Genomic DNA, 26,681 nt, shown 5'->3' with positions numbered 1-26,681 from the left:
AGGGGGCTTGCTCGCGAAGGCGGTGTGTCAGTCACAGATGTGTCGTCTGATCCGGCGCATTCGCGAGCAAGCCCGCTCCCACATGGGGTTTGTGGTGGTCTGAAGCCTAATTACTTGGCCGCCGAAACCCGCCACACCTTATTCCCCACATCATCTGCCACCAGCACCCCGCCTTGCTGATCCACCACCACGCCCACCGGCCGGCCCATGGCTTTCTCGTCTTTGTCGAGGAACCCGGTCAGCACATCCACCGGCTGCCCCTTGGGCTGGCCAGCCTCGAACGGCACGAATATCACCTTGTAACCACTGTGGGGCTTGCGGTTCCATGAGCCATGCTGGCCGATGAACGCGCCATGCGTGAACGGCGCCGGCAAGTTGCTGCCCTCGGCAAACGTCAGGCCCAGCGAGGCGGTATGTGGGCCCACGGCGTAGTCCGGCGCAATCGCCTTGGCCACCAGGTCGAGGTTTTGCGGGTTGACCCGCACATCCACATGCTGCCCGTAGTAGCTGAACGGCCAGCCATAGAAGGCGCCATCCTGCACCGAGGTGATGTAGTCCGGCACCAGGTCGCTGCCGATTTCATCGCGTTCGTTCACCGCCGTCCACAGCTTGCCGCTTTGGGGTTCCCAGGCCATGCCGTTGGGGTTGCGCAAGCCTGAGGCGAAGATGCGGTGCTGGCCGCTGGCGCGGTCCACTTCCCAGATCGCCGCCCGACCTTCTTCTGCCTGCAGGCCGTTTTCACCCACGTTGCTGTTAGAGCCAACGCTAACGTAAAGCTTGCTGCCGTCCTTGCTCGCCACCACGTTTTTCGTCCAGTGGTGGTTGATGCTGCCGCCGGGGAGGTCGATGACCTTGGTGCCGGCTGCCTTGATCGTGGTCTCACCCGGTTGGTAGGGGAAGCGCAGCAGCTTGTCCGAGTCCGCCACATACAGGTCATTGCCCACCAGGGCCATGCCGAACGGCGAATTGAGGTCAGCCAGGAAGACCGTGCGGGTCTCGGCGATGCCGTCGTGGTCGGCATCGCGCAGCAGCGTGATGCGGTTCGGGCTTGGCACGCCAGCGCCGGCTCGGCCCATGACCTTCTCCATCACCCAGCCACGAATGCCCTTTGCGTCATCGGGTTTGGGCGGCGCATTGGTTTCTGCGACCAGCACGTCGCCATTGGGCAGTACATAGAGCCAGCGCGGGTGGTCCAGCCCTTCGGCAAACGCCGCCACTTGGGTGCCCGCAGCGGCAGTTGGCTTCGCGCCCTCAGGCCAGCCGATGGCTGGCGCGATGTTGACCGTGGGAATCAGGGTCTTGTTCGGCTCCGGAAGCTTGGGGGAGGGCCCGGTGCCGTCAGACACTTGCAAAGTCGAGCTTTCACCGCAGGCGGCGAGGGCGCCTGCGCACATGATCAGTAGGGCAAGTCGGGTCTTGTGCATGGTTTTCTCCTGGATACCTGTAAGGGTAGAGGCGCGCGGCGGGCCGATGGTTCAAGTGCGAAGCCGGCTTTAATTGACGCTCCACCCCCAACCCTCTACCCTTCGCGACTTGTTCCAGGTGCTCTGTGACCCACGGGTCCACCGAGTGAAACAGGGAAGCCGGTGAGCGAGCGCACTTGTACACAGTGCTGCCGCAATTCCGGCGCTGCCCCCGCAACGGTAAATGAGTCAAGACGCTGCTTTTGCCACTGTATCGCCCCGCGATATGGGAAGGCGCAGTGTCGGCAAGCGCGCCACTCATGAGCCCGGAGACCGGCCTGAAACATCCAACAGCATCACGGTGGGCGATGCTTGGCTGTCTGTTTTCTCTTTTTCCTGCCCGCCGTTTTTGTCCAGCCCCAACGGAGAGCTGCCATGACCGATTCCCCCGACCGCGACGAACGCCACCTGGCGCGCATGCTGCGCAAAAAAGCCGTGATCGACGAGCGTATCGCCAATTCCCCCAACGAGTGCGGCCTGCTGCTGGTGCTGACCGGCAACGGCAAAGGCAAAAGCAGTTCCGCGTTCGGCATGCTCGCCCGCGCCATGGGCCACGGTATGCAGTGCGGCGTGGTGCAGTTCATCAAGGGGCGTAACAGCACGGGCGAAGAACTGTTCTTCCGCCGTTTCCCCGAGCAAGTGCGCTTCCATGTCATGGGCGAAGGCTTCACCTGGGAAACCCAGGACCGCCAGCGCGACATCGCCGCCGCCGAAGCCGCGTGGGAAGTTTCCCGCGAACTGCTGCAAGACCCGTCCATCGGCCTTGTCGTCCTTGATGAACTGAACATCGCCCTCAAGCACGGCTACCTCGACCTCGACCAAGTGCTCAGCGACCTGCAAGCGCGTCCGCCGATGCAGCATGTGGTGGTCACCGGCCGTGGCGCCAAGCCTGAATTGATCGAAATGGGCGACACCGTCACCGAAATGGGCATGCTCAAGCACGCATTCCAGGCCGGTATCAAGGCACAGAAGGGCGTCGAACTTTGAATCAGCCCCGTCATTGCCCGGCCGTATTGATCGCCGCACCGGCGTCTGGCCAGGGCAAAACCACCGTCACCGCAGCGCTGGCCCGTTTGCACCGCAACCTGGGGCGCAAGGTGCGCGTGTTCAAATGCGGGCCGGACTTTCTCGACCCGATGATCCACGAGCGCGCCAGCGGTGCGCCGGTGTATCAGTTGGACATGTGGATGGTGGGCGAGCAGGAAAGTCGCCGCCTGTTGTGGGAAGCTGCCGGCGAGGCCGACCTGATCCTTATCGAAGGCGTCATGGGCCTGTTCGACGGTACCCCCTCCAGCGCTGACCTGGCCCGCCACTTCGGCGTGCCGGTACTTGGCGTGATCGACGGCACCGCCATGGCCCAGACGTTTGGCGCGTTGGCCTTGGGCTTGGCGCGTTATCAGCCGGACCTGCCGTTCGCCGGCGTGCTGGCCAACCGCGTCGGCACCCTGCGCCATGCGCAACTGCTCGAAGGCAGCCTCACCGAAGGCCTGCGTTGGTACGGCGCCTTGTCCCGTGAGACGGGCATCGAATTGCCAAGTCGTCATCTGGGCCTGGTGCAGGCCAGCGAACTGAATGACCTCGACGTGCGCCTCGACGCCGCCGCCCAAGCGTTGGGCAGCAGTTGCGAAGTCGCCTTGCCGCCGCCAGTGACCTTCGCCGCGCCTGAAGTGATCGCTGCCGAGCCGCTGCTCGACGGTGTGCGCATCGCCGTGGCCCGCGACGAAGCCTTCGCCTTTACCTACGGCGCCAGCCTCGACCTGTTGCGGGCGATGGGTGCCGAGTTGCACTTCTTTTCGCCGATCCATGATCGTGAATTGCCTGACGCCGACAGTCTGTATCTGCCGGGCGGCTACCCGGAATTGCATCACCAGGCGTTGGCGGAAAACACCGCGATGCTGGAGGCGATCCGCGCCCATCACGCCGCTGGTAAACCGTTGCTCGCCGAATGCGGCGGCATGTTGTACCTGCTGGACTCGCTCACCGATGTCGCCGGCCAACGTGCCGAGTTGCTCGGCCTGCTGCCGGGCGACGCCGTGATGCAGAAGAAGTTGGCCGCCTTGGCCCTGCAAAATGTCGAATTGCCGGAAGGTGTACTGCGTGGGCATACCTATCACCACTCCCTGACCAGCACCGCATGCACGCCGATTGCCCGTGGCGTAAGCCCCAATGGCGGGCGTGGCGCCGAGGCGGTTTACCGACAGGGGCGGATGACGGCTTCCTACGTGCACTTTTACTTTCCGTCGAATCCGGCGGCGGTGGCTGCATTGTTTGCGCCAGACCGGGAAGGCGCTTTCGCGAGCAAGCCCGCTCCCACACTTGACCGAGTTGAAACCCAATCCAATGTGGGAGCGGGCTTGCCCGCGAAGAGGCCATGACCGACAACGCCTTCCCCCCAGCCGACCGCGACGCCGTCTACCGCGCCATCGCCGAACGCCGCGACATGCGCCACTTCACTGGCGGCACGGTGGCCCCCGAACTGCTCCACCGCCTGCTCCAGGCCGCCCACCAGGCGCCGAGTGTCGGCCTGATGCAACCCTGGCGCTTCATCCGCATCAGCGACCGTCAACTGCGTGGGCAAATTCAGCAACTGGTGGAAGAAGAACGCATACGCACCGCCGAAGCGCTGGGCGAACGCTCCGATGACTTCATGAAGCTCAAGGTCGAAGGCATCCACGACTGCGCCGAGGTACTGGTGGCGGCACTGATGGACGATCGCGAGCGCCACATCTTCGGCCGCCGCACTTTGCCGGAGATGGACATGGCCTCGTTGTCCTGTGCAATCCAGAACCTATGGCTGGCCGCCCGCGTCGAAGGCCTGGGCATGGGCTGGGTCTCGCTGTTCGAGCCCCAGGCCCTGGCCGACCTGCTGGGCTTGCCCGCCGGCGCCAAACCCCTGGCCGTGCTGTGCCTGGGGCCGGTGGCCGAGTTCTATCCGGCACCGATGCTGCAACTCGAAGGCTGGACCGAACCACGGCCGCTGAGTGACATGTTGTATGAAAATGTGTGGGGAGTGAGTCAATGAGTGTGGCCTTGCTGTGTGTCGCCGCTGTCGCGCTGGATGCGCTGCTGGGCGAACCCAAGCGCTGGCATCCGCTGGTGGCGTTCGGTAATTTCGCCGGGCGCATCGAGCAACGTTTCAACACCGGTGGCCGTGGCTGGCGCAGCCATGGCGTGACCGCGTGGTTTATCGCCGTGGTGCCGCTGACCTTGCTGGCCACCGCGTTGTCGTGGGCGCCGTATATCGGCTGGGTGCTGGAGATCCTGGCGCTGTATTGCGCCTTGGGCATGCGCAGCCTTGGCGAACACGTGATCCCCGTGGCCCAGGCCCTGCGCAGCGACGACCTGGACGAAGCGCGCCAGCGCGTAAGTTACCTGGTGAGCCGGCAGACCAGTGAGCTGGACCGCACCGAAGTCGCCCGTGCCGCCACCGAATCGGTGTTGGAGAACGGCAGCGATGCGGTGTTCGCCGCGCTGTTCTGGTTTGTGGTGGCCGGCGTGCCGGGCGTGGTGCTTTATCGCCTGAGCAACACCCTGGATGCCATGTGGGGCTATCGCAACGAACGCTTCGAGCGCTTCGGCTGGGCAGCGGCGAAAATCGACGACGTGCTCAACTATATTCCGGCGCGCCTGGTGGCGCTGACCTACGCGCTGCTGGGCAAAACCCGCCTGGCGCTGAAATGCTGGCGCACGCAGGGCCCGACCTGGGACAGCCCAAATGCTGGTCCGGTGATGGCGGCGGGGGCGGGTGCCTTGGGTGTCGAACTGGGCGGCGCCGCGATTTATCACGGCGAAGTCCACCAGCGTCCGCAGCTCGGCGAAGGCCCGGCGGCGGATGCGGATTCTATTGACCGAGGCTGGCAACTGGTGCAGCGCGGCGTATGGTTGTGGTTGCTGATTCTCTGCGCGGGGGCGCAATTCTATGCTTGAGCACGGTGGCCGGCTGCGCAAGGCGGCGATTCAGTACGGGATTGCCGAGGCCGACTGGCTCGACCTGTCCAGCGGCCTTGCGCCGTGGCCCTGGCCGATCCCCGAGATCCCGCTGCGCGCCTGGGCGCGCTTGCCCGAGACCGACGACGGCCTGGAACGCGCCGCCAGCGAATATTACGGCGCCGCGCATGTGTTGCCGGTGCCTGGCTCCCAGGCCGCGATCCAGTTGCTGCCGCGCTTGCGCCGGGCGGGCAAGGTCGGCGTGCTGTCGCCGTGCTATGCCGAACACGCCGAAGCCTGGCGCCGCGCCGGTTATGTGGTGCGCGAAGTGCTGGAGCAGGAAGTCGATTTCTTCCTCGACGGCCTCGACGTGCTGGTGGTGGTCAACCCGAATAACCCCACCGGCCTGAGCTTGACCCCGGAACGCCTGCTGGATTGGCATGCGCGCCTGGCCCAACGCGGCGGCTGGCTGGTGGTGGATGAAGCGTTCATGGACATCACCCCGCACCTGAGCCTGGCCAGCCAGGCTCACCAAGTCGGGCTGATCGTGTTGCGCTCGTTTGGCAAATTCTTCGGCCTCGCCGGGGTGCGCCTGGGGTTTGTGCTGGCCGAGCGCAAGTTGCTCAAGCTGCTCGCCGAACAGGTCGGGCCGTGGGCGGTCAGTGGGCCGACCCGCGTGCTGGGCCAGGAATGCTTGCTCGACGTGGCCGGGCATACGCGCCAGCGCAAGCGCTGCGCCGACGCCGCCGAGCGTTTGTTCGGCGTGCTTGAGCGCCACGGTTTTCAACCCCAGGGCGGTTGCGCCTTGTTCCAATGGCTGATCACCCCGCACGCCGAGCGCCTGCATGAATTCATGGCCCAGCGCGGCATTCTGCTGCGCCTGTTTGTGCATGACAGCAGCCTGCGTTTTGGCCTGCCCGACACCGAGGCCGACTGGCAGCGCCTCGACGCGGCACTGACCGCCTACAAGGACGCCTCATGAGTACGCTGATGGTGCAAGGCACCACCTCCGATGCCGGCAAAAGCACGCTGGTGACCGCACTGTGCCGCTGGCTGATACGCCAGGGCGTGGCTGTGGCGCCGTTCAAGCCGCAGAACATGGCCCTCAACAGTGCTGTGACCGCCGAAGGTGGCGAAATCGGCCGCGCCCAGGCCGTGCAGGCCCAGGCTGCCAACCTGGCGCCGCACACCGACATGAACCCGGTGCTGCTCAAGCCCAACAGCGACACCGGTTCCCAGGTCATCATCCACGGCCGCGCCGTGACCAGCATGAACGCCGTGGCCTATCACGACTACAAAGCCATCGCCATGCAAGCGGTACTGGCCTCTCACGCACGCTTGAGCCAAGCCTATCCGGTGGTCATGGTGGAGGGCGCGGGCTCCCCGGCGGAGATCAACCTGCGCGCCAATGACATCGCCAACATGGGTTTCGCCGAAGCGGTGGATTGCCCGGTGCTGCTGATCGCCGATATCAATCGTGGCGGCGTGTTTGCCCATCTGGTCGGCACCCTGGAATTGCTCTCGCCAACCGAGCAGGCGCGGGTCAAAGGCTTCATCATCAACCGTTTCCGTGGCGACATTGCGCTGCTGCAACCCGGCCTGGATTGGCTGGAGGCGCGCACCGGCAAACCGGTGGTGGGCGTGCTGCCCTACGTGATGGACCTGCACCTGGAAGCCGAAGACGGCATCGACCGACGCCAAATCGACAAGGCCGCCCAGGTGCTCAAAGTGGTGGTGCCGGTGCTACCGCGCATCAGCAATCACACCGATTTCGATCCGCTGCGCCTGCATCCCCAGGTGGACTTGCAGTTCGTCGGCCCAGGCCAGCCGATTCCGCCTGCCGACCTGATCATCCTGCCTGGCTCGAAAAGCGTGCGCAGCGACCTGGCCTATCTGCGTGCCAATGGCTGGGACAGCGCCGTGGCGCGGCACTTGCGCTATGGCGGCAAGGTGCTGGGGATTTGCGGGGGGTTGCAGATGCTCGGCGAGCAGGTGCACGACCCGCTCGGTTTGGAAGGGCCCGCAGGTTCCAGTGAGGGCCTGGGGTTGTTGGCATTCAGCACCACGCTGGAGGAGGAGAAGCAACTGCGTAATGTGCGTGGGCGGTTGCTGCTGGAAGACGCCGAAGTGAGCGGTTACGAAATCCATGCGGGCGTGACAACTGGCGATGCCCTGTCGAGTGCCGCCGTGCTACTGGATGACGGTCGTCGTGACGGCGCGCAAAGTGCAGACGGGCAAATCCTTGGTACGTACCTGCATGGCTTGTTTGAAACGCCGGCAGCGTGCAGCGCCTTGTTGCGCTGGGCGGGGTTGCAGGATGTGCAGGAAGTGGATTACCACGCGCTGCGCGAGCGCGATATCGAGCGCTTGGCGGACTTGGTGGAGAACCATCTGGATACCGAGCTGCTGCGCAAGCTGTGTGGGATTTAACAGCATGTGGGTTTTAACTGATGCACTGCGATCCAAATGTGGGAGCGGGCTTGCTCGCGAAAGCGGCGGGTCAGTCAGTACATTTGATACTGATATACCGCTTTCGCGAGCAAGCCCGCTCCCACAGGAAGGTATGACTTTATGCTGCAACTGATCCTCGGCGGCGCCCGTTCCGGCAAGAGCCGCCTCGCCGAAAAACTCGCCAGCGACAGCGCGCTGCCGGTCATCTATATCGCCACCAGCCAACCCCTGGACGGCGAGATGAACGAGCGCGTCGCCCTGCATCGCCAGCGCCGCCCTGACCACTGGGGGCTGATCGAAGAACCCATCGAACTCGCCCGGGTGCTGCGGGAAAACGCTGCCGCCGACGTCTGCCTGTTGGTCGACTGCCTGACCCTGTGGCTGACCAACCTGCTGATGCTCGAAGACCCGCAGCGCTTGGCGTTGGAACGCGATGAATTGCTGGAAACCCTGGCCACGCTGCCGGGTGAAATCATTTTTGTCAGCAACGAGACCGGAATGGGTGTCGTGCCGCTGGGCGAATTGACTCGCCGCTATGTGGATGAAGCCGGATGGCTGCATCAAGCCTTGGCCGAGCGTTGTCAGCGTGTTGTCCTGACGGTTGCCGGCCTGCCCCTGACTTTGAAAGGTACTGCGTTATGACTGACACCTGGTGGCTCAACCCTTGTAAGGCAATCGACGCGAATGCGTACGAACAGGCCCTGGCACGCCAGCAGCAACTGACCAAGCCCGCCGGTTCCCTCGGCCAGCTGGAGGCGTTGGCGGTGCAGTTGGCGGGTTTGCAAGGCCAGGTCAAACCCTCGGTGGAGCAGGTGTGGATCGCGATCTTTGCCGGCGACCACGGTGTGGTGGCGGAGGGCGTGTCGGCGTTTCCCCAGGAAGTGACCGGGCAGATGCTGCATAACTTTGTCACCGGTGGCGCGGCGATCAGCGTGTTGGCGCGACAGTTGAGCGCGCAATTGGAAGTGGTCGATCTGGGCACCGTGACGCCGACGCTGGACTTGCCTGGGGTGCGTCACCTGAATATCGGCGCGGGCACCGCCAATTTCGTCAACGGCCCGGCGATGACTGAAGCTCAGGGACGCCTGGCCCTGCAAGCCGGTCGCGACAGTGCCTTGCGTGCGTTGCAAGGCGGGGCGCAATTGTTTATCGGCGGCGAGATGGGCATCGGCAACACCACCGCCGCCAGTGCGCTGGCGTGTGCGTTGCTCGATTGCCAGGTCAGCGACCTGACAGGTCCGGGCACCGGGCTGAATGCCGAGGGCGTCAGCCACAAGGTGGCGGTGATCGAACGCGCGCTGGCGTTGCATGCCGGGCAGCGTGGTGATGCGCTGCAAACCCTGTTCAACCTGGGTGGTTTTGAAATTGCCGCGCTGGTCGGCGCCTACCTGGCCTGTGCCCAGGCAGGTATCGTGGTGTTGGTGGATGGGTTTATCTGTACGGTCGCCGCGTTGGTGGCCACGCGCCTGAACCCGGCAAGCCGCGAATGGCTGCTGTTCGGCCATCGGGGCGCCGAGCCGGGTCATCGCCATGTGCTGCAAAGCCTCGACGCGCAACCGCTGCTGGAGCTTGGCCTGCGCCTGGGCGAAGGCAGTGGCGCGGCGCTGGCGGTGCCGCTGCTGCGCCTGGCCTGTGCCCTGCACGGCCAGATGGCGACATTTGCCGAAGCCGCCGTGGCAGATCGCCCGGCATGACCCTGCACCTGGACCTGCTGCGCCATGGCGAAACCGAGCTGGGCGGTGGCCTGCGCGGCAGCCTGGACGACGCGCTCACCGCCAAGGGCTGGGAGCAGATGCGTGCCGCAGTGGTGGCGCAGGGGCCGTGGGATCGTGTGGTCAGTTCGCCGTTGCAGCGTTGCGCACGGTTTGCCGATGAGTTGGGTGCGCAACTCGAGGTGCCGGTGAGCCTTGAGAAGGATCTGCAAGAGCTGCATTTTGGCGCTTGGGAAGGGCAAAGCGCGGCGGCACTGATGGAGACCGACGCCGAAGCGTTGGGCTTATTCTGGGCAGATCCTTACAGCTTTACGCCGCCCGAGGGCGAGCCGGTCAGCGACTTCTCCGACCGTGTTCTCGGCGCCGTCGCACGCTTGCATCAGGCTTATGCCGGTGAGCGCGTGTTGTTGGTCAGCCATGGCGGCGTGATGCGCCTGCTGCTGGCGCGGGCACGCGGGTTGCCCCGGGAGCAGTTGCTGAATGTCGAAGTCGGCCACGGCGCGCTGTTCAGCCTGCACGTCGCGGCTGATGGCGTGTTGAAGGAAGGAGTCTGACGATGCTGCCGTTCTGGATCGCCCTGCAATTTCTCAGCAGCCTGCCGATTCGCCTGCCGGGTATGCCGCAGCCACAGGAACTGGGGCGCTCGTTGCTGTTTTATCCTCTGGTCGGCCTGTTGTTCGGCGGACTGCTGTGGGGCTTGAACGCGGTGTTGATGGGCGCGCCCTTGCTGCTGCATGCCGCGCTGTTGTTGACGGCCTGGGTGCTGCTCAGTGGTGGCCTGCACCTGGACGGCCTGGCTGACAGCGCCGACGCCTGGCTCGGCGGCTTCGGCGACCGCGAGCGCACCCTCACCATCATGAAAGACCCACGCAGCGGACCGATTGCCGTGGTCACCCTGGGTTTGGTGCTGCTGCTCAAGTTCACTGCGCTGGTGGCGTTGATCGAACAACACAACGGTGCGGCGCTGATCCTCGCGCCGCTGATTGGTCGGGCGTCGATGCTCGCGCTGTTTCTGACCACGCGTTACGTGCGCGCAGGTGGATTGGGCCAGGCATTGTCGGATCATTTACCTCGAGTTGTCGGCCAGCAGGTGCTGATCCTCAGCGGCCTGGCGTGCCTTCTGATCGGTGGCTTTAGTGGTGGGATCGCGGTGCTGCTCGCGGCGCTGTGCTTTGTCGGCCTGCGCCACCTGATGGTCAAGCGCCTGGGCGGCACCACGGGCGACACCGCTGGTGCCTTGCTGGAGCTGCTGGAAGTCGCGGTTTTGGTCGGCTTGGCGCTGTAACACTTTCTTGCATTTCCTTAATCGCGGGTATATACACGTTCCATGCTTGCCTCCCAATGTTTATGCACCAACCTGCGTCGCGCCGCTCGTGGCGTCAGCAGGCACTACGACGGCGCTCTCGACGGCTTCGGGATCAACGTTGCCCAGTATTCCTTGCTGTGCAACCTGCAACGTCTCGATCAGCCGAGTATCTCCAGCCTGGCCGAAGCCATGGGCCTGGATCGCAGCACCCTGGGGCGCAACCTGCGGGTGTTGGAAGGCGAAGGCCTGGTGCAGTTGGTGGAAGGTGATGACCTGCGCAACCGCCTGGTGTTGTTGACCGAGGCAGGCGAGGAGCGATTGGCCGCCGCGTTACCGGCCTGGGAAGCAGCACAGCAGAAATTGATCGATCAACTCGGCGCGGAAAAACGCGAAACCTTGTTGGCCTTGCTGGACGAACTCGCCTGACGGCGGGTTTGTTCGAATACAAGCGGGTATATACCCGCGAGCGGAGAATAAGAAATGACCTCGATGTGGCGCACCAGTGGTTGGATCCTTTTAGGGAGTGCGCTGATCCTGGCGTTGTCCTTGGGTGTACGGCATGGCTTCGGCCTGTTCCTGGCGCCGATGAGCGCTGAATTCGGCTGGGGTCGTGGCACGTTTGCCCTGGCGATCGCCTTGCAGAACCTGGTGTGGGGCCTGGCGCAGCCGTTTGCCGGCGCGTTGGCCGACCGTTTTGGCGCGACCAAGGTGGTGTTTGTCGGCGGGGTGCTCTACGCCGTGGGCCTGGTGTTGATGGGCTTGTCTGATTCTGCGTGGTCGTTGTCCCTCAGCGCGGGGTTGCTGATTGGTATCGGCCTGTCTGGGACCTCGTTCTCGGTGATTCTCGGTGTGGTGGGCCGTGCCGTAGCGCCGGAAAAACGCAGCATGGCCATGGGCATCGCGAGTGCCGCCGGTTCGTTCGGCCAGTTCGCCATGGTGCCGGGCACCTTGGGGTTGATCAGTTGGTTGGGCTGGTCCGCCGCGTTGCTGGCGTTGGGTCTGATGGTTGCGCTGATTCTGCCACTGGTCGGCATGCTCAAGGACAAGCCGCTGCCGGTGATGGCCGGCCAGCAAACCCTGCGTGAAGCGTTGAAAGAAGCCTGCTCCCACTCCGGGTTCTGGCTGTTGGCGTTCGGCTTTTTCGTCTGCGGATTCCAGGTGGTGTTTATCGGCGTACACCTGCCGGCCTACCTGGTGGATCAGCACCTGCCGGCAACCACCGGCACCACCGTGCTGGCGTTGATTGGCCTGTTCAATATCATCGGCACCTACACCGCCGGCTGGCTCGGCGGGCGCATGTCCAAGCCGCGCTTGTTGACGGCGTTGTACCTGTTGCGTGCGGTGGTCATCGTGTTGTTCCTGTGGGCGCCGGTGACGCAGGTCAGCGCCTACCTGTTCGGCATGGCGATGGGCTTGTTGTGGCTGTCCACCGTGCCACTGACCAACGGCACGGTGGCGACGTTATTTGGTGTACGAAACCTGTCGATGCTCGGTGGGATTGTGTTCCTGTTCCATCAGATCGGCTCCTTCCTTGGCGGCTGGCTGGGCGGGGTGGTCTATGATCGAACCGGTAACTACGATTTGATCTGGCAGGGCGCGATTCTCTTGAGCCTGCTCGCGGCGGCCCTGAATTGGCCGGTGCGCGAGCGGCCGGTGGCACGCTTGCAGGCGCAGATGGAGGCGGCATGAGCAAAGCGGTAAGGGGGGTGTTGATCGCGGCGGGGTTGATCCTGATGGTGCTGGCCTGGATGGGCTGGCAGCACGGTGGCCTGGCATTGATGCAACTGGGCATGGCGATCTGTTAAGTTCGTTGCCTGAATCTATTCAAGGACACACGACATGCAGATGCGCTGGCTCGCTGTACCCGTGCTGATGGCCATTGGCAGTGCCGCAATGGCCGCCAGTTGCCCGCCGTTGCTGGAGGGCCAATTGCCCAAGCTGCGGGCCAAGGAATCCATCGACTTGTGCCAGCGCTTTGCCGGCAAGCCCCTGGTGATCGTCAATACTGCGAGCTTTTGCGGGTTCGCGCCGCAATTCAAAGGGCTTGAGGCCCTGTATCAGCGTTACAAGGACCAAGGGCTGGAAGTGATTGGCGTACCGTCCGATGACTTCAAGCAGGAAGCCAAGACCGGCGAGGAGACCGCCAAGGTCTGCTACGTGAACTACGGCGTGACCTTTACCATGACCGAACCGCAGAAGGTCAAGGGGCCGGATGCGGTGCACCTGTTCAAGGTGTTGGCGCAGCAGAGCAACGCGCCGAAGTGGAATTTCTACAAGTACGTCGTCGACCGTCAAGGCAAGGTGATTGCCGACTTCTCCAGCCTGACCAAACCGGACAGCCCGGATTTGATCGAGGCTGTGGAGAAAGCTCTAGCTTCCAAGCCTTGATTGTCAGCCACTGAAAAGCCCCGCCTCCTTTGCAGGAGAGCGGGGCTTTTTTACACCGGTCTGAATCAGAAGGTGTAAGTCATGCCCAGGCCGAAACCGTTGGCACTGTTCTCGTACTTGGCGCGGTAGCCCGGCGCGTCGGTACGTGTGACCTTGATGTCTTCTTCCTGCAGGTAGGAATAAGCCAGGTCGACGGTCATGTTATCCATGACTTTGTAGCCCAGGCCGACGCTGAAGATCGTACGGTCGCCAGTCGGGATACGCGGCGAACGGTCTTTGTTGTTGGTTGGCGACTGGTCGAAGGTCAGGCCGGTACGCAGCACAACCTGCTTGGTCAGCTGGTACGAGGTACCCACGGCGTAGGCCCAGGTGTCGTGCCAGTTTTGCGGCTCGCTGATGGTCTTGATTGCGGCAGCACCAATGCCCGACGCGGCCGTTACACCTTCGTTGTTGACGGTGATTTCTTTCAGGCGGCTCCAGCGGGTCCAGGTAGCACCGCCGTACAGTTTCCAGTCGGCGGTCAGGTCTTGAGTGACCGACGCATCCCAGGATTCCGGCGTGTCGATTTTCAGCGACGCGTCGTAACGGTTGTTTTTCAGCACGGCTTGAGTCGCGGCTGGACCGCTGACGGTGGTGTGACCTTCAAGCTTGTACTTGACCTTCGAATGGTAGGTCAGGCCAACGCGGGTGGTATCGGTGGCTTGAACCAGTACGCCGACGTTGAAGCCAAGGGCGGTATCGTCGCCCTTGATTTTGACGTTGGTGTCGGAGGCCAGCGGGCTGATGGTTTTTTCCGATTCCAGTACGCCGGAAATCCGGTTGATGGTCGGACCGAAGCCGATGGATACGCGGTCGTTGAATGCATAGCTGACAGTCGGCTGGAAGGTCATGACCTTCACTTCGCTCTTGCTGCCGAAGCCACGGCCCTGGAAGCCGTTTTCATAGTCGGTCACCAAGCCGAACGGTGCATACACACCAAAGCCGATGGCCCACTGATCGTTGAGTTTGTTGGTGTAGAAACCAAAGGGCACGGCCGTGAAGGGAACCATGTCGCCTTTGTTGGTGCCTTTGACGCCACCGCTCGCATCTTTGATGTTGGTCGATGCATCAATGGCTGCAACGCCGCCAGTGATTTGCTGGCCATTGAGGCGCGACATACCGGCAGGGTTACCGTAGACAGTGCTTGCATCATCGGCAGAAGAAGAGCGACCTGCGAAACCGGTACCCATCCCGCTGACGCTCTGTTCGTTGAGGGCAAAGCCGCTTGCGAACAGTTGGGAAGAGGCCATGGCAACGGCGAGGCTAAGTGTGGTCTTGAGCATTACTTTTTTCATTATTAGAACTCCGTGGTGATCACCGCTGCGGAAAGTAACAATAAATTTAAGTTCGCGCCATAGGCTGGAATGCTGGAGATAGAGCGGTTTTGTAGGACAATCCGACCAAAATTCAGTGTTTTTGACGAATCTTGCAAATTGCCCGGTCAGCAAACCACCTGATTCATGGGTGAAACACAGGTTTGCCAGGTTTGGGTGAAATCACGCAGGCGTCCTTGAGGGTGAAATATTTCTTTCCAGATACGCGCCATGGCCAAGACATCGCCGGGGGGTGGCAGTGCGGGGTGATGTTGTTCTACCAGCAGCCAGGCGATGGCGGTGGCGTAACGCAGGTTTACGGTGAGCTCAAGTTGTGGTGCGCTGAGGAAGGCGTGTTGGCTGGCCAGCCCACGCACGAGGCTGGCGCGTTCGGGGTCCAGCGCCAGGTAATCGTCCCACAGGGCGCGATGGCGTGGCTCGGTGATGCTGTACAGGCCATGGCCGCGCCGGTCATGCAAGGCCGAGCCCAGTTCTGACTGGCTGGCCGCGATGCCCAGCAGCAGGGCTTCGGCAGTCGGGTTGTGGCGGCCCAGGTAGATCAACGTCGGCCGGATCACATAACGACATAATTCGCTGGCAGCGATACCCATACAAGCCTCAATCCGTGACGAAAAGGGTCGGCGAAGCCTGAGAGAGGGGGCTTGGCAGCAATGGATCGGATCTCAGGCTTGCCGGAAGCGGATCATGCCGCTTGAGTTGAAGTGTAGTGTCATATTCATGATGTAAAGGATTGTTTTTAAAACATCTTATTCATTTAGTTATATCGTTTATATCTATTCGTAATGAGTAAAAAAGCGCATCACAGAAACGTCAGGCAATAAAAAACCCTGTGTTTTAAACAGGGTTTTTGTGTTTCAGCGACTCGGGTCGATCAGGCAGTCAGTGCCTGACGGGTACGCTCGATCACGGCCTGCAGCGGTTCTGCGCTGGAGTATTGATCGGGGTACAGGCGTTCGCTGTGACGAGCGATGCCATGTTCATTGACCAGGGTGAAGCTGAAGCAGCCTTTGCGAGCAGCCATGATCAGGCAGTTCATTGGTGCAAAAGCGTTGGTGAGGGTGCGAATGGCATCCTGAGTATGGATTTGAGCGTTCATATTATTGGTGTTCCTACAAATGACACGGATAAGAACCGTGCCGTATTAAAACGTTCCAGCGACGTTGATCACGATTGACCGAACGAAGAAACCGACTGGAACAAAGCAGCCAGTTTGAAGCGCTGATAAGTTAGGCGCGCTTGGGCTGGCAGGTAGGTACTTAGGAGGGCAGGCAGCACAACAGGGGCAAAGGTTCTGGGCCCGGGGTGAAGATCCTGATCAATTTGCAGGTTGGTTCGGTCAGAGTATCAATACTTCGCGTCACCCTTCGCTTGTGCAAAGGCAGTGTCGTCGCAAGTGATACCTGGAAACCATCGAGGTGGTCGATCCCGCGTTGTTCGGGGGAGTTGTTCGACCAGAATTGACTTTCAGCTTGGTACTAACGCCGCGGATAGTAACGGATTGAAACAAGGAAAGGAAGTGTGCTAGTCAAAAAACTTCAATCAGCCCCCCAGCAGGCTGCGGTAGACCAGCACCGTGGCGGCTGCGGCCAGCGAGCAGCCGAGGGCGTAGGCCGCCAGGGTCAGGCGCAATGATTGGCCGGCCTCGATCACGTTCATCACGTCGCGCATGTCGTTGATCCGGCCGTCGCTCAGCTCGATGCACAGGCTCACGGCGGTAAAGGCGGCTGACAACAGAATGGCGATGGCAAACAACGCACCGTCGGGGGAGGGTAGCGCTGCATTGATCCCCAACGATGTCGCACAGATCGCCAGTAGCAACACGGCGAACAACAATATCCCTTTCATCGGCTCACTCACCGTTGCGCTATCGGTGGAGCAGTGTGGCGAGCCGGCCAGGATTTGAAAAGTGGCCGATTCGCGGCGGCGGTAACATTTTTGCGAGCAAATGCTTTAAAAAAAACGGCGATATAACCATCGGATGGGTACTTGTGCACATTAGTTGCGATGTGTGTAACCAACCTGTCAACTGCTTCGAAGGGATGCCTTTAGCCTACGATGGAAATTTAAGTCAATGAAAAATCTCGCTTTTTTTAATTGGTGAAAAAATCGTCAGTTTGACTGCGGCCCCCGCTGCATGGGCCTTTGCGTAAGTTTAAGCAGGGTTGTCCACTGACTTATCCACAGCTTCTGTGGATTGTCCCGAGCGCTTGCTCTAGAACGGGGGTGCCACGTTTTTTCAGCTTTACCTGTACGAAAAAAAGAGTAGAGTGGCGCGCCTTCCGTTCTGTCCCACAGTGCTTTATGAAGTTTCGCTCAGTATCACCTTCTGTTACCGATACCCCCCAAACTGTTACCGCACCCAAGCGCTTCTCCTTGAAAGTCGCCTTGTGGTTGCTCGACAGTCCTCGTCTGGGGCACAACACCAACGTCAAACACTTTGCCGGGCGCTTGCTCAAGCAGCCTGCCCGTGACGGTGTCGTGGCCGCCCAGAGCCGCCTGGGCCAATTGATGTGCCGCGAATGCGGGAATGCGCGCGACCGACGCATCGGCCATGATCTGCTGCGCCTGGCGGCCCGCGCGGGTGATCGTCGTGCCCAGCGTGAACTGGGCCAGGTCGAAGACTGAGCTGTCGCCAGGCCCTGTGCTCCGTTAACCTCTCTCTTTTTCGCTGATGGCAGAAATGGCTATGGCTTTTGACTGGACAGGTATTGCCCTGGGCCTCGCTGGCGCTGGATTGCCGCTACTGGCTCTGTGCTGGCAGTTGCAGCGGCGCTTGACCGCACGCACCACCGGCTGGGAATTGCTCGAAGAGCGCCTGGCCACGGCACAGATGGCCCAGGAAGGCCTGGCTGCCCAGTTGGATGCGAGCCGCGATGAAATCAGCGACCTGAGCCAGGCCAATGCTGCCAAGCAAGCCGACCTGGCTGCCGTGCGCCGCGAAGTCGAACTATTGCAGATCGACCGCGACAACGCCCGCGACGCCGCCCATGCCTGGAACCTCGACCGCAACGCCAAGGACACCGAACTGCGTCGCCTCGACGCGTTGTCGGCCTCGCTGCGCGCTGAGCTGCGCGAGCAACAGGACAGCCATCAACAGCGCCTCACCGACCTGCAGGGCTCGCGTGATGAACTGCGGGCGCAGTTCGCCGAGCTGGCCGGCAAGATCTTTGATGAGCGTGAACAACGCTTTGCCGAAACCAGCCAGGAGCGCCTGGGACAGTTGCTCGATCCGCTGAAAGAGCGCATCCAGTCCTTTGAAAAACGCGTGGAAGAGAGTTACCAGAATGAAGCCCGCGAGCGCTTTTCCCTGGCCAAGGAGCTCGAACGCCTACAACAACTGAATCTGCGTCTGTCCGACGAAGCCACCAACCTGACCCGCGCCCTCAAGGGCCAGAAAACCCAGGGCAACTGGGGCGAACTGATCCTTGAGCGCGTGCTGGAACACGCCGGCCTGGAAAAGGGCCGCGAGTACCAGACCCAGGTCAGCCTCAAAGGCCCGGACGGCGAGCGATTCCAGCCGGACGTGTTGATCATGTTGCCCGGCGACAAGCAGGTGGTGGTCGACTCCAAAGTCAGCCTGACCGCCTATCAACAGTATGTTGGCGCGGATGATGAGGTGATCGGCCAGGCGGCGTTGAAGCAGCACGTCCTGTCCCTGCGTAATCACGTCAAAGGCCTGGCCGGCAAGGATTACAAGCGCCTGGAAGGCTTGCACAGCCTGGATTTCGTGTTGCTGTTCGTGCCGATCGAAGCGGCGTTTTCCGCGGCGCTGCAGGCCGAGCCCAACCTGTTCCAGGAGGCGTTCGACCGCCATATCGTGATCGTCAGCCCGACCACGTTGCTTGCCACCCTGCGGGTGATCGACAGTCTGTGGAAGCAGGAGCGGCAAAGCCAGAACGCGCGGGAAATCGCCGAGCGTGCCGGGTGGCTGTACGACAAGTTCGTGCTGTTTATCCAGGATCTGGATGAAGTGGGCAATCGGCTGCAGCAGTTGGATAAGGCTTACAGCTCGGCGCGGAACAAGCTGACAGATGGACGCGGAAATCTGGTCAGTCGTACTGAGCAATTAAGGTTGCTGGGTGCGCGGGCCAGCAAAAGCCTGCCGGCAGACCTGCTGGAACGGGCAATGACTGACTCAGACGGCGTTGCGCACCTTCCTGAATAAGCACCGATCAAAAATGTGGGAGCTGGCTTGCCTGCGATAGCGGTGGTGACTGACCAACCGCTATCGCAGGCAAGCCAGCTCCCACAGAGATATGTGCCAAGCCTACCTACAGCGGCAAATGCCGACTCAGCAACGCACGCAACGCCGCCGGCTTCACCGGCTTGGCCAGGTAATCCAACCCCGCCGCATGCACCTCGGCCACCATCTCCGGCCTGCCGTCGGCGCTGATCACCACGCCGGGGATCGGCTCCGCCAATTGCGCACGCAGCCAGCCCATCAACTCGGTACCGGTTTCGCCATGGTCCAGGTGGTAATCCACCAAGGCCAGTTGCGGACGCACGCCATCGGCCAACAGCGCCGCACATTGCGCCTGGTCGGTGGCGGTCCACACCTCGCAGCCCCAGCGGCTCAACAGGCTGCGCATGCCGATCAGGATGCTTTCCTCGTTATCGACGCACAGCACTTGCGCACCGCTCAATGGCAAGCCGCTTTCTTGCGTGCTCTTCACCTGCGGGCTTGCCTGGTTGCGCGCCAATGGCACGCGCACGCTGAACACGCTGCCCTTGCCGGGCCATGAGCGCACGCTCAAGCGGTGGCCCAAGACGCGGCACAGGCCATCGGCAATCGCCAGGCCCAGGCCCAGGCCTTTTTCGGCGCGGGTCTGGTGGCTGTCCAGGCGTTTGAATTCTTCGAAGATCACCTTCTGTTTATCCACCGGAATGCCGGGGCCACGGTCCCACACCTCCAGGCACAACTCGCCCTTGCGCCGGCGTACGCCAAGCAGCACCGGGCCGTCGGCATAACGGAAGGCGTTGGTGAGAAAGTTCTGCAAGATCCGCCTTAGCAACTTGATGTCACTGTCCACCCGCAGGCGGCTGCCGCGCAGGCGGAAGCGCAAGCCTTGTTCCTGGGCCAGGGCCTTGAATTCGGCGCCTAGGGTGTCGAACAGTTCATTGAGGGCAAAGGGTTGGCGCTGGGGGTTGATCTTGCCGTTTTCCAAGCGCGAGATGTCCAGCAGGTCGCTGATCAGGTCTTCGGCGGAGCGCAGCGAGCTGTCCAGGTGCTGCACCAATTGTCGCGCTTCGCCGGACAGGCCGTCGTTCTGGTGGGACAGGGCGGCAGAGAACAGGCGTGCAGCGTTCAGCGGTTGCATCAGGTCATGGCTGACCGCGGCGAGGAAGCGCGTCTTCGATTGGCTGGCGGACTCGGCCACGCCTTTGGCGTCGGTGAGCGCCACATTCAGCTGCGACAGTTCATGGGTGCGCTCGGTCACTCGTTGTTCCAGGCCTTCGTTGGCCTCGGTCAGTGCTTGCTCGGCTTCGCGGAAGGCGGTGATGTCGGTGAAACTCATGACAAAACCGCCGCCCGGCATCGGGTTGCCGATCAGCTCGATCACCCGCCCGTTGGGGAACAAGCGCTCGGAGGTGTGCGCGCGGCCTTGGCGCATCCAGTGCAGGCGGCGCGCCACATGCACTTCCGCCTCGCCCGGCCCGCACAGGCCGCGCTCGGCGTTGTAGCGAATGATGTCGGCAATCGGCCGGCCGACGCTGATCAAGCCTTCCGGGTAGTTGAACAGCTCCAGGTAACGGCGGTTCCACGCCACCAGCTTGAGGGACTGGTCCACCACGCTGATGCCCTGGGTGATGTTTTCAATCGCGCCTTGCAACAGCGCCCGGTTGAATTGCAGCACCTCGGAGGCTTCGTCGGCGATCCGTACCACGTCCTCCAGCTGCATCTCCCTACCTTCAATCGCGGCTTTTACCACAGCCCGTGTCGACGATGCGCCAAGCACGCCGGCCAGCAGGCGTTCGGTGTGGGCGATCCAATCGTTATCGGCATTCTGGTTGGGGTTGAAGCCTTTGCCCTGGCGGTAGGCGAAACGGATAAAGCTCTGCTGGGCGCGCTCTTCACCGACAAAGCGCGCCGCCAGGCTCAGCAGGTCGCTGATCTGCACCGACAACATCGAACGCGCACTGGCCCGCTGGCTGATTTCCTGGCCAATAAAGCGTCCAGCCTGCCAATGCTCGGACACCCGTGTGCGGGACAGCATCGACACCCAGACGAACAGGGTGAAGTTGCCCGCCAGGGAGAACACCGTACCCAGGGTCAGCGAGGTCACCGACAAGCCAAACGGGTGGGAATGCATCCACGTCAGGCCGGGGAAAAGGCTCAAGGACCAGCCGAGACTTTTCGCCGTCACCGGTAGGACCAAGGTGTAGAACCACAGGAAAGTGCCCGCCGCCAATCCGGCGAATACGCCGCGCCGGTTCGCTTGTTTCCAATACAGCGCGCCGAGCATGGCGGGTGCCAGTTGGGTCACGGCGGCGAAGGCGATCTGGCCGATGGTCGCCAGGCTCGCCGTGGAGCCCAGCAAGCGGTAGCTCACGTAGGCCAGCAACAGAATGATCACAATGCTGACCCGGCGCACCGACAGCATCCAGTGGCGGAACACTTCGAACGGTCGCTCGGCGCTGGAGCGGCGCAACAGCCAGGGCAGCAGCATGTCATTGGAGACCATGGTGGACAGGGCGATGCTCGCCACGATCACCATGCCGGTGGCCGCCGAAGCGCCACCGATAAACGCCAGCACGGCGAGGGCCGGATGGGCTTCCGCCATCGGCAGGCTGATTACGTAGGAATCTGGCAGCACCGAGCCGGGCAGCAGCATCTTGCCGCCGAGGGCGATAGGGATGACGAACAGTGCGGCGAGGATCAGGTAGGCGGGGAACACCCATTTGGCCAGACGCAGGTCCTGGGGGTCGATGTTCTCCACCACTGTCACATGGAACTGCCGCGGCAGGCAGATGATTGCCATCATGGCCACGCCGGTCTGTACCACCATCGACGGCCAGTTGACGGTTTCTTTCCAGTATTCCTCCAGGCGCGGCGCGAGCATCGCCTGGTTGAACAGGTCGCCGAAACCGTCGTACAGGCCGTAGGTCACAAACGCGCCGACGGCGAGAAAGGCGAACAGCTTGACCAGCGATTCAAACGCAATCGCCAGCACCATGCCTCGGTGGTGTTCGGTGGCATCGAGGTTGCGGGTACCGAAGACGATGGTAAACAGCGCCAGCACCAGTGACACGATCAACGCCGTGTCCTGGGCGCGGGTGCCGGTGGTGTCTGCGCCGGCGCCGATCAGCAGGTTCACGCCGAGCACGATGCCTTTGAGTTGCAGGGCGATGTAGGGCAGCACGCCGACCAGGCAGATCAGCGCGACCACCACCGCCAGGGACTGGGATTTGCCGTAGCGTGCGGCGATAAAGTCGGCAATGGAGGTGATGTTTTCCTGCTTGCTGATCAGGATCATCTTTTGCAATACCCAGGGTGCCAACACCAGCAGCAGGACAGGTCCCAGGTAGATCGGTAAAAACGCCCACAACTGTTCGGCGGCTTGGCCGACAGCACCAAAGAAGGTCCAACTGGTGCAGTAGACCGCCAGTGACAGGCTGTACACCCAGGCGCGCACGCGTGGCGGCAGCGGCGCACGGCGGCGGTCACCGTAGAAGGCGATGGCAAACATAATGGCCATATAGGCCAGGGCAACGGCGGCGATCAGCCCGCTGGACAGCGTCATGGTAACTCCGAGCAGAAGAACACCCAGGCATTCCAGGCCCGGTGGGGCAGTTTCGCATGATGCCGGGGGTTAGTCAGTGTCGACCAAGGTCGCGTGAGGGGGAATGTCGCAGGGGGCTCTCAGCGTGGCGGCAAGGTCTTCTGGCGCAGGATGTAGATCGTCACCAGTACGGCGCTGGTCAGCATGAACCCTCGTGCCCACGGCAGCGGCACCAGGTAGCAGGACAGCCCGATGCTCAACCACATCAAGCCGATGGCGTAGACCTTGCCCTTTAGGGGAATGCCATTGCCGTCCAGATAGTCGCGAATCCACGGGCCCAGGCGCGGGTGTTCCACCAGCCAGTGGTAGAAGCGCGGGGAGCTGCGGGCGAAGCAGGCGGCGGCGAGGAGGAGGAAGGGCGTAGTTGGCAATACCGGTAGGAAAATGCCGATCACCCCCAGCGCTACGCTCAGCCAGCCGATGGCCAGCAGTGCGTAACGCAGGAGCAGCGAGCGGTTGCCCATGGGTGTCACGGGCACGCGACTCAGTGGTGACGTGGCTTGAGGATCGCCGGTTTTTCGTCAGGGGCGTTGCACAGCAGGTACAAGGCGGTCAGGGCTTCCGGGATCTGGACGATCATGTCGTCCATCAGGTTGGCGTCGGAGGCGATGTCGGCGAACTCTGGCTGGTCGTCGAACAGGCCCGAACCGACCATGATCGGCAGCAGCATTTCGCTGACTTCTTCCTCGGCGGTTTCGAACCAGGCAGCTTCGCGCAGGAACACGCCTTCCATGAAGCCGATGCACCAGCCGCGCAGGTCGGAGTCGTCCGGCTCTTCGCCCAGGTCGAGGTCGCATGGCAGCTCGAATTCCTCGTCGGAGGCCAGTTGGCGACCGATGTGGGCTTTGAGGGCGATCAGGGTGGATTCGATTTCTTCACGCTGGGCGGCGTCGGCGTAGTGCGGCTCTTCGGCGAACAGGGCGTCGATCCACTCACGATCCGGTACTTCCTCGGAACAGATGGACAGGGCGGTCAGGTAGCCGTGGGCGGCCACGTAGTCCAGCGCCTCGTCATGCAGCTCATCGGCGTCGAGGAAGGCTTGCAGGCGGGTTAGTTGCTCAGCGAAGGACATTGAAGGACTACCTTGGGAATAAACGATGCTGAATTCTAGGCTTTCTTGAGCGCCCAGGCCAGCCACACTGCATATTTGCCAGGTTTTAGATAGCCATCGCTATTCGTCAGCCGCGCCCTTTGCCAGGTGCTGCTCGGGTATACTGCCGCGTTTTGTGATGCCCCTGCAGGCCAAGCGCCAACCCGCGAAAACTTCGCTTACGGATTATTTTCCGTGAGGCCGGGTTTTTTCGGCCAGCCTGTACAGAGGGATTTCGGCGATATTTTGGAGTTTTACATGCTCGAGCAGGCTCAACGCGTCCTCAAGGACATCTTCGGCTACGACAGTTTTCGTGGCCGCCAGGGTGCGATCATTGAGCGCGTGGCCAGTGGCGGCGATGCCCTGGTATTGATGCCTACCGGCGGCGGCAAGTCGCTGTGCTTCCAGGTGCCGGCGCTGTTGCGCAATGGCCTGGCGGTGGTGGTGTCGCCGCTGATCGCGTTGATGGACGATCAGGTCGCGACCCTCGAAGAACTCGGTGTTGCCGCCGCTTCGTTGAACTCCACCCTCAGCGCCGAGCAGCAGCGCGACCTGGCTGCGCGGATCAAGCGCGGCGAAGTGAAGATGCTGTACCTGGCGCCCGAACGCCTGGTGCAGCCGCGCATGCTGGCCTTCCTGCAGAGCCTGGAAATTGCCCTGTTCGCGATTGACGAGGCCCACTGCGTGTCGCAATGGGGTCACGATTTTCGCCGCGAGTACCTGCAACTAGGGCAACTGGCCGAGCTGTTCCCCGATGTACCGCGCATCGCGCTGACCGCCACCGCCGACAAGCGCACCCGTGAAGAAATCGTCGAACGCCTGCATTTGCAGAACGCCGAGCGGTTCCTGTCGAGTTTCGACCGGCCGAATATCTTCTACCGCATCGTGCCCAAGGAGCAGCCGCGCAAGCAGTTGCTCGCGTTCCTGTCGGAGCGGCGCAGTGATGCGGGTATCGTCTATTGCCTGTCGCGCAAGAAGGTCGATGAAGTGGCCGCGTTCCTCTGCGAGCAAGGCTACCCGGCGCTGCCTTACCACGCGGGCCTGCCCAATGAAACGCGCTCGGCGCACCAGAAGCGCTTCCTCAACGAGGAAGGCCTGATCATGGTGGCGACCATCGCGTTTGGCATGGGCATCGACAAATCCAACGTGCGTTTCGTGGCGCACATGGATCTGCCCAAGTCCCTTGAGGCGTATTACCAGGAAACCGGCCGCGCCGGCCGTGATGGCCTGCCGGCGGATGCGTGGATGGTCTACGGCCTGCAAGACGTGGTGATGCTCAAGCAGATGCTGCAAAACTCCGAAGGTGACGAGCGCCACAAGCGCCTGGAGCAGCACAAGCTGGATGCCATGCTCTCGTTGTGCGAAGAAACCCGCTGCCGCCGCCAGACCTTGCTCGCGTATTTCGACGAAGACATGCCCGAGCCCTGTGGGCACTGCGACAACTGCACCGACGGCGTGCAGACCTGGGATGCCACCGAACCGGCGCGCCAGGGCCTTTCGGCCATCTATCGCACCGGCCAGCGCTACGGCGTCGGCCACCTGGTGGATGTGTTGCTGGGCAAGGACAACGAGAAAGTACGCAGCTTCGGTCACGAGAAACTCTCGGTCTACGGCGTCGGCAAGGCCCGCGCCGAAGGCGAATGGCGCTCGCTGTTCCGGCAGATGGTTGCGCGTGGCCTGGTGGACATCGACATCGAGGGTTATGGCGGCCTGCGCCTGAACGACAGCTGCCGGCCGCTGCTCAAGGGCGAAGTCAGCCTGGAGCTGCGTCGCGACCTCAAGCCGCAAACCACCGCCAAGACCAGCACCAGCCAGGCCAGCCAACTGGTACGTGGCGAAGAGCGCGAGCAATGGGAAGCCTTGCGCACCCTGCGCCGCAAGCTGGCCCAGGAACACAGCGTGCCACCGTACGTTATCTTCCCCGACTCCACCTTGTTGGAGATGCTGCGCGAGCAGCCGACAACCATGTCGGAAATGGCCCGGGTCAGTGGCGTGGGTGCGCGCAAGCTGGAGCGTTATGGCCAGGCCTTCCTCGAAGTCCTCGGCGGCCAGGCCGAAGCGCCGAAGGAAGTCGCCGACATCCGCCACGAGCTGATCAGCCTGGCGCGTGCGGGCATGACGCCGATCCAGATCGCCGGGCAACTGCAATGCTCGGAGAAGAACGTCTACACCTTGCTGGCCGAGTCCATCGGCGCGCAACAGCTGTCGCTGGAGCAGGCCCTCGATTTGCCGGAAGACTTGCTGGGCGAAATCCAGGATGCATTCCTTGACGGCGAGGGCGAATTGCCGCCGGTTGCGGAGATCGCGCCATTGTTCACCGGGCGGGTGCCTGAGGGTGTTTTGTACTGCGTTCGAGCCGCTTTGCAGTCCGAATTCGAAATTTAGTGCGTCAATTACGACAATGTAACGAATCAGTACATAGCACCTCTTGCCTACTGGCAGGGCTCATGCTTAGCTGACTAATAATTAGCCACACTTTGTTTTCAGTCTAAATCATGAGTTTTTTATGCCGTTAACCGATCAACACCGTTTTGGCATGCAGTTGGCGCAAATGTCCCGAGGTTGGCGCGCCGAGCTGGATCGCCGCCTGGCGGGGCTGGGCTTGTCCCAGGCGCGCTGGTTGGTGCTGTTGCACCTGGCGCGTTTTGAAGAAGCGCCTACCCAACGTGAGTTGGCACAAAGTGTTGGCGTCGAAGGGCCAACGCTGGCGCGTTTGCTCGACAGCCTCGAAAGCCAGGGCCTGGTGCAACGCCAGGCCGTGGTGGAAGACCGCCGCGCCAAGCGCATCTTGCTGTGCGACACCGCTCGCCCGCTGATTGATCAGATCGAAACCATCGCCACGGCGTTACGGCATGAGCTGTTTGTGGGAGTGGATGAAGAGGATATGAAGGTGTGCATGCGCGTGCATGGGCACATTCTGGCGAATCTGGAAAAGTCCTGATCCTAGAAGATATGTGGCGGCTGGCTTGTGTGGGAGCTGGCTTGCCTGCGATGGCCACAGGTATCTACACAACTACTAGACCTGACAAAACCCGAAGTTCTGGCTCTGGCTCTTCAGCTTTTGATCTTAGGCGCCCCGTTAACCACGCTGGCCGAACGCAGGCTTGAATCCGCGGGTAACCCGGCAGGACGCCGGGTTAGCCGTCCTGGGCCAAGGATGGCCCATGACGGCGGCCCACGGATTCAAGCC

Annotated in this window: 25 protein-coding genes and 1 riboswitch; of the genes, 17 read left to right on the top strand and 8 right to left on the bottom strand. The window is 62.2% G+C overall.

Annotated features, from left to right (window positions below; translation table 11 throughout):
• Positions 1 to 110 precede the first annotated feature (110 nt).
• Positions 111 to 1,424, bottom strand: a complete 1,314-nt coding sequence (locus DBR46_RS13270; protein WP_124526558.1) for a sorbosone dehydrogenase family protein — start codon at positions 1,422 to 1,424, stop codon at positions 111 to 113.
• A gap of 99 nt (positions 1,425 to 1,523) precedes the next feature.
• Positions 1,524 to 1,760, top strand: a riboswitch (cobalamin riboswitch).
• 78 nt (positions 1,761 to 1,838) lie between these two features.
• Here DBR46_RS13270 and cobO point away from each other — a divergent pair.
• From cobO to DBR46_RS13205, 13 genes are all read left to right on the top strand, one after another.
• On the top strand, positions 1,839 to 2,450 hold the full coding sequence (cobO, locus tag DBR46_RS13265) for a cob(I)yrinic acid a,c-diamide adenosyltransferase (protein ID WP_017734635.1): 612 nt from the start codon (positions 1,839 to 1,841) through the stop codon (positions 2,448 to 2,450).
• A complete protein-coding gene (locus DBR46_RS13260) occupies positions 2,447 to 3,838 on the top strand; it encodes a cobyrinate a,c-diamide synthase (protein WP_124526557.1) in 1,392 nt (463 codons plus the stop codon). Before cobO ends, DBR46_RS13260 begins: the two co-directional genes overlap by 4 nt.
• Positions 3,835 to 4,485, top strand: a complete 651-nt coding sequence (gene bluB, locus DBR46_RS13255; protein ID WP_124526556.1) for a 5,6-dimethylbenzimidazole synthase — start codon at positions 3,835 to 3,837, stop codon at positions 4,483 to 4,485. Before DBR46_RS13260 ends, bluB begins: the two co-directional genes overlap by 4 nt.
• Positions 4,482 to 5,390 (top strand): adenosylcobinamide-phosphate synthase CbiB, encoded by a 909-nt coding sequence (gene cbiB / locus DBR46_RS13250; RefSeq protein WP_124526555.1) that lies wholly within the window; start codon positions 4,482 to 4,484, stop codon positions 5,388 to 5,390. Before bluB ends, cbiB begins: the two co-directional genes overlap by 4 nt.
• Positions 5,383 to 6,372 carry a threonine-phosphate decarboxylase CobD gene (gene cobD, locus DBR46_RS13245; RefSeq protein WP_124526554.1) on the top strand — a complete coding sequence of 330 codons (990 nt, stop codon included), beginning with the start codon at positions 5,383 to 5,385 and terminating at the stop codon, positions 6,370 to 6,372. The genes cbiB and cobD overlap by 8 nt, the downstream gene beginning before the upstream one ends.
• Positions 6,369 to 7,820: a cobyric acid synthase gene (locus tag DBR46_RS13240; RefSeq protein ID WP_124526553.1), complete on the top strand. Its 1,452-nt coding sequence runs from the start codon at positions 6,369 to 6,371 to the stop codon at positions 7,818 to 7,820. Before cobD ends, DBR46_RS13240 begins: the two co-directional genes overlap by 4 nt.
• A 141-nt stretch (positions 7,821 to 7,961) precedes the next feature.
• On the top strand, positions 7,962 to 8,483 hold the full coding sequence (gene cobU, locus DBR46_RS13235; protein WP_124526552.1) for a bifunctional adenosylcobinamide kinase/adenosylcobinamide-phosphate guanylyltransferase: 522 nt from the start codon (positions 7,962 to 7,964) through the stop codon (positions 8,481 to 8,483).
• On the top strand, positions 8,480 to 9,535 hold the full coding sequence (cobT, locus tag DBR46_RS13230; RefSeq protein WP_124526551.1) for a nicotinate-nucleotide--dimethylbenzimidazole phosphoribosyltransferase: 1,056 nt from the start codon (positions 8,480 to 8,482) through the stop codon (positions 9,533 to 9,535). The genes cobU and cobT overlap by 4 nt, the downstream gene beginning before the upstream one ends.
• Positions 9,532 to 10,107, top strand: coding sequence for an alpha-ribazole phosphatase family protein (gene cobC / locus DBR46_RS13225; protein ID WP_124526550.1), 576 nt, complete (start codon positions 9,532 to 9,534; stop codon positions 10,105 to 10,107). Before cobT ends, cobC begins: the two co-directional genes overlap by 4 nt.
• A 2-nt stretch (positions 10,108 to 10,109) precedes the next feature.
• Positions 10,110 to 10,838 carry an adenosylcobinamide-GDP ribazoletransferase gene (locus DBR46_RS13220; RefSeq protein WP_124526549.1) on the top strand — a complete coding sequence of 243 codons (729 nt, stop codon included), beginning with the start codon at positions 10,110 to 10,112 and terminating at the stop codon, positions 10,836 to 10,838.
• 42 nt (positions 10,839 to 10,880) lie between these two features.
• Positions 10,881 to 11,285, top strand: a complete 405-nt coding sequence (locus DBR46_RS13215; protein WP_124526548.1) for a MarR family winged helix-turn-helix transcriptional regulator — start codon at positions 10,881 to 10,883, stop codon at positions 11,283 to 11,285.
• Positions 11,286 to 11,348: 63 nt separating this feature from the next.
• Positions 11,349 to 12,548: an MFS transporter gene (locus tag DBR46_RS13210; RefSeq protein ID WP_177325305.1), complete on the top strand. Its 1,200-nt coding sequence runs from the start codon at positions 11,349 to 11,351 to the stop codon at positions 12,546 to 12,548.
• A 150-nt stretch (positions 12,549 to 12,698) separates the two neighbouring features.
• Positions 12,699 to 13,247, top strand: coding sequence for a glutathione peroxidase (locus DBR46_RS13205; protein ID WP_124526547.1), 549 nt, complete (start codon positions 12,699 to 12,701; stop codon positions 13,245 to 13,247).
• 65 nt (positions 13,248 to 13,312) lie between these two features.
• Here DBR46_RS13205 and DBR46_RS13200 read toward each other — a convergent pair whose 3' ends face one another.
• The 4 genes from DBR46_RS13200 to DBR46_RS13180 all read right to left on the bottom strand — a co-directional run bounded on the left by DBR46_RS13200 (position 13,313) and on the right by DBR46_RS13180 (position 16,465).
• The gene (locus DBR46_RS13200) at positions 13,313 to 14,581 is read right to left on the bottom strand and encodes an OmpP1/FadL family transporter (protein ID WP_124526546.1); all 1,269 of its coding nucleotides are present in this window, start codon (positions 14,579 to 14,581) and stop codon (positions 13,313 to 13,315) included.
• A gap of 146 nt (positions 14,582 to 14,727) precedes the next feature.
• Positions 14,728 to 15,210 carry a hypothetical protein gene (locus DBR46_RS13195; RefSeq protein WP_124526545.1) on the bottom strand — a complete coding sequence of 161 codons (483 nt, stop codon included), beginning with the start codon at positions 15,208 to 15,210 and terminating at the stop codon, positions 14,728 to 14,730.
• A gap of 281 nt (positions 15,211 to 15,491) precedes the next feature.
• The gene (locus DBR46_RS13190; protein ID WP_005790139.1) at positions 15,492 to 15,716 is read right to left on the bottom strand and encodes a hypothetical protein; all 225 of its coding nucleotides are present in this window, start codon (positions 15,714 to 15,716) and stop codon (positions 15,492 to 15,494) included.
• 443 nt (positions 15,717 to 16,159) lie between these two features.
• On the bottom strand, positions 16,160 to 16,465 hold the full coding sequence (locus tag DBR46_RS13180; protein WP_124526544.1) for a hypothetical protein: 306 nt from the start codon (positions 16,463 to 16,465) through the stop codon (positions 16,160 to 16,162).
• 456 nt (positions 16,466 to 16,921) lie between these two features.
• On the opposite strand from DBR46_RS13180, the gene DBR46_RS13175 reads away from it, so the two are divergent.
• Positions 16,922 to 17,245, top strand: a complete 324-nt coding sequence (locus DBR46_RS13175) for a sel1 repeat family protein (protein WP_124526543.1) — start codon at positions 16,922 to 16,924, stop codon at positions 17,243 to 17,245.
• A 175-nt stretch (positions 17,246 to 17,420) separates the two neighbouring features.
• Positions 17,421 to 18,785, top strand: a complete 1,365-nt coding sequence (gene rmuC, locus DBR46_RS13170; RefSeq protein ID WP_177414053.1) for a DNA recombination protein RmuC — start codon at positions 17,421 to 17,423, stop codon at positions 18,783 to 18,785.
• Between the two features lie 106 nt (positions 18,786 to 18,891).
• Here the strand turns inward: rmuC and DBR46_RS13165 are convergent, their stop codons facing one another.
• The 3 genes from DBR46_RS13165 to DBR46_RS13155 all read right to left on the bottom strand — a co-directional run bounded on the left by DBR46_RS13165 (position 18,892) and on the right by DBR46_RS13155 (position 23,473).
• Complete coding sequence (locus tag DBR46_RS13165; RefSeq protein WP_124526541.1) at positions 18,892 to 22,362, bottom strand: PAS domain-containing hybrid sensor histidine kinase/response regulator; 3,471 nt, start codon at positions 22,360 to 22,362, stop codon at positions 18,892 to 18,894.
• Between the two features lie 119 nt (positions 22,363 to 22,481).
• Positions 22,482 to 22,865, bottom strand: a complete 384-nt coding sequence (locus DBR46_RS13160) for a YbaN family protein (protein WP_124526724.1) — start codon at positions 22,863 to 22,865, stop codon at positions 22,482 to 22,484.
• Positions 22,866 to 22,885: 20 nt separating this feature from the next.
• On the bottom strand, positions 22,886 to 23,473 hold the full coding sequence (locus DBR46_RS13155; RefSeq protein WP_017734656.1) for a YecA family protein: 588 nt from the start codon (positions 23,471 to 23,473) through the stop codon (positions 22,886 to 22,888).
• Between the two features lie 276 nt (positions 23,474 to 23,749).
• On the opposite strand from DBR46_RS13155, the gene recQ reads away from it, so the two are divergent.
• Positions 23,750 to 25,876: a DNA helicase RecQ gene (recQ, locus tag DBR46_RS13150; RefSeq protein WP_017734657.1), complete on the top strand. Its 2,127-nt coding sequence runs from the start codon at positions 23,750 to 23,752 to the stop codon at positions 25,874 to 25,876.
• Positions 25,877 to 25,997: 121 nt separating this feature from the next.
• Positions 25,998 to 26,432, top strand: coding sequence for a MarR family transcriptional regulator (locus DBR46_RS13145; RefSeq protein ID WP_017734658.1), 435 nt, complete (start codon positions 25,998 to 26,000; stop codon positions 26,430 to 26,432).
• Positions 26,433 to 26,681 lie beyond the last annotated feature (249 nt).

It is taken from the genome of Pseudomonas sp. KBW05 (assembly GCF_003852405.1).
GTDB lineage: Bacteria > Pseudomonadota > Gammaproteobacteria > Pseudomonadales > Pseudomonadaceae > Aquipseudomonas.
Note: the sequence above shows the minus strand (reverse complement) of the source record. Positions and strands in the feature narration are given on the sequence as shown.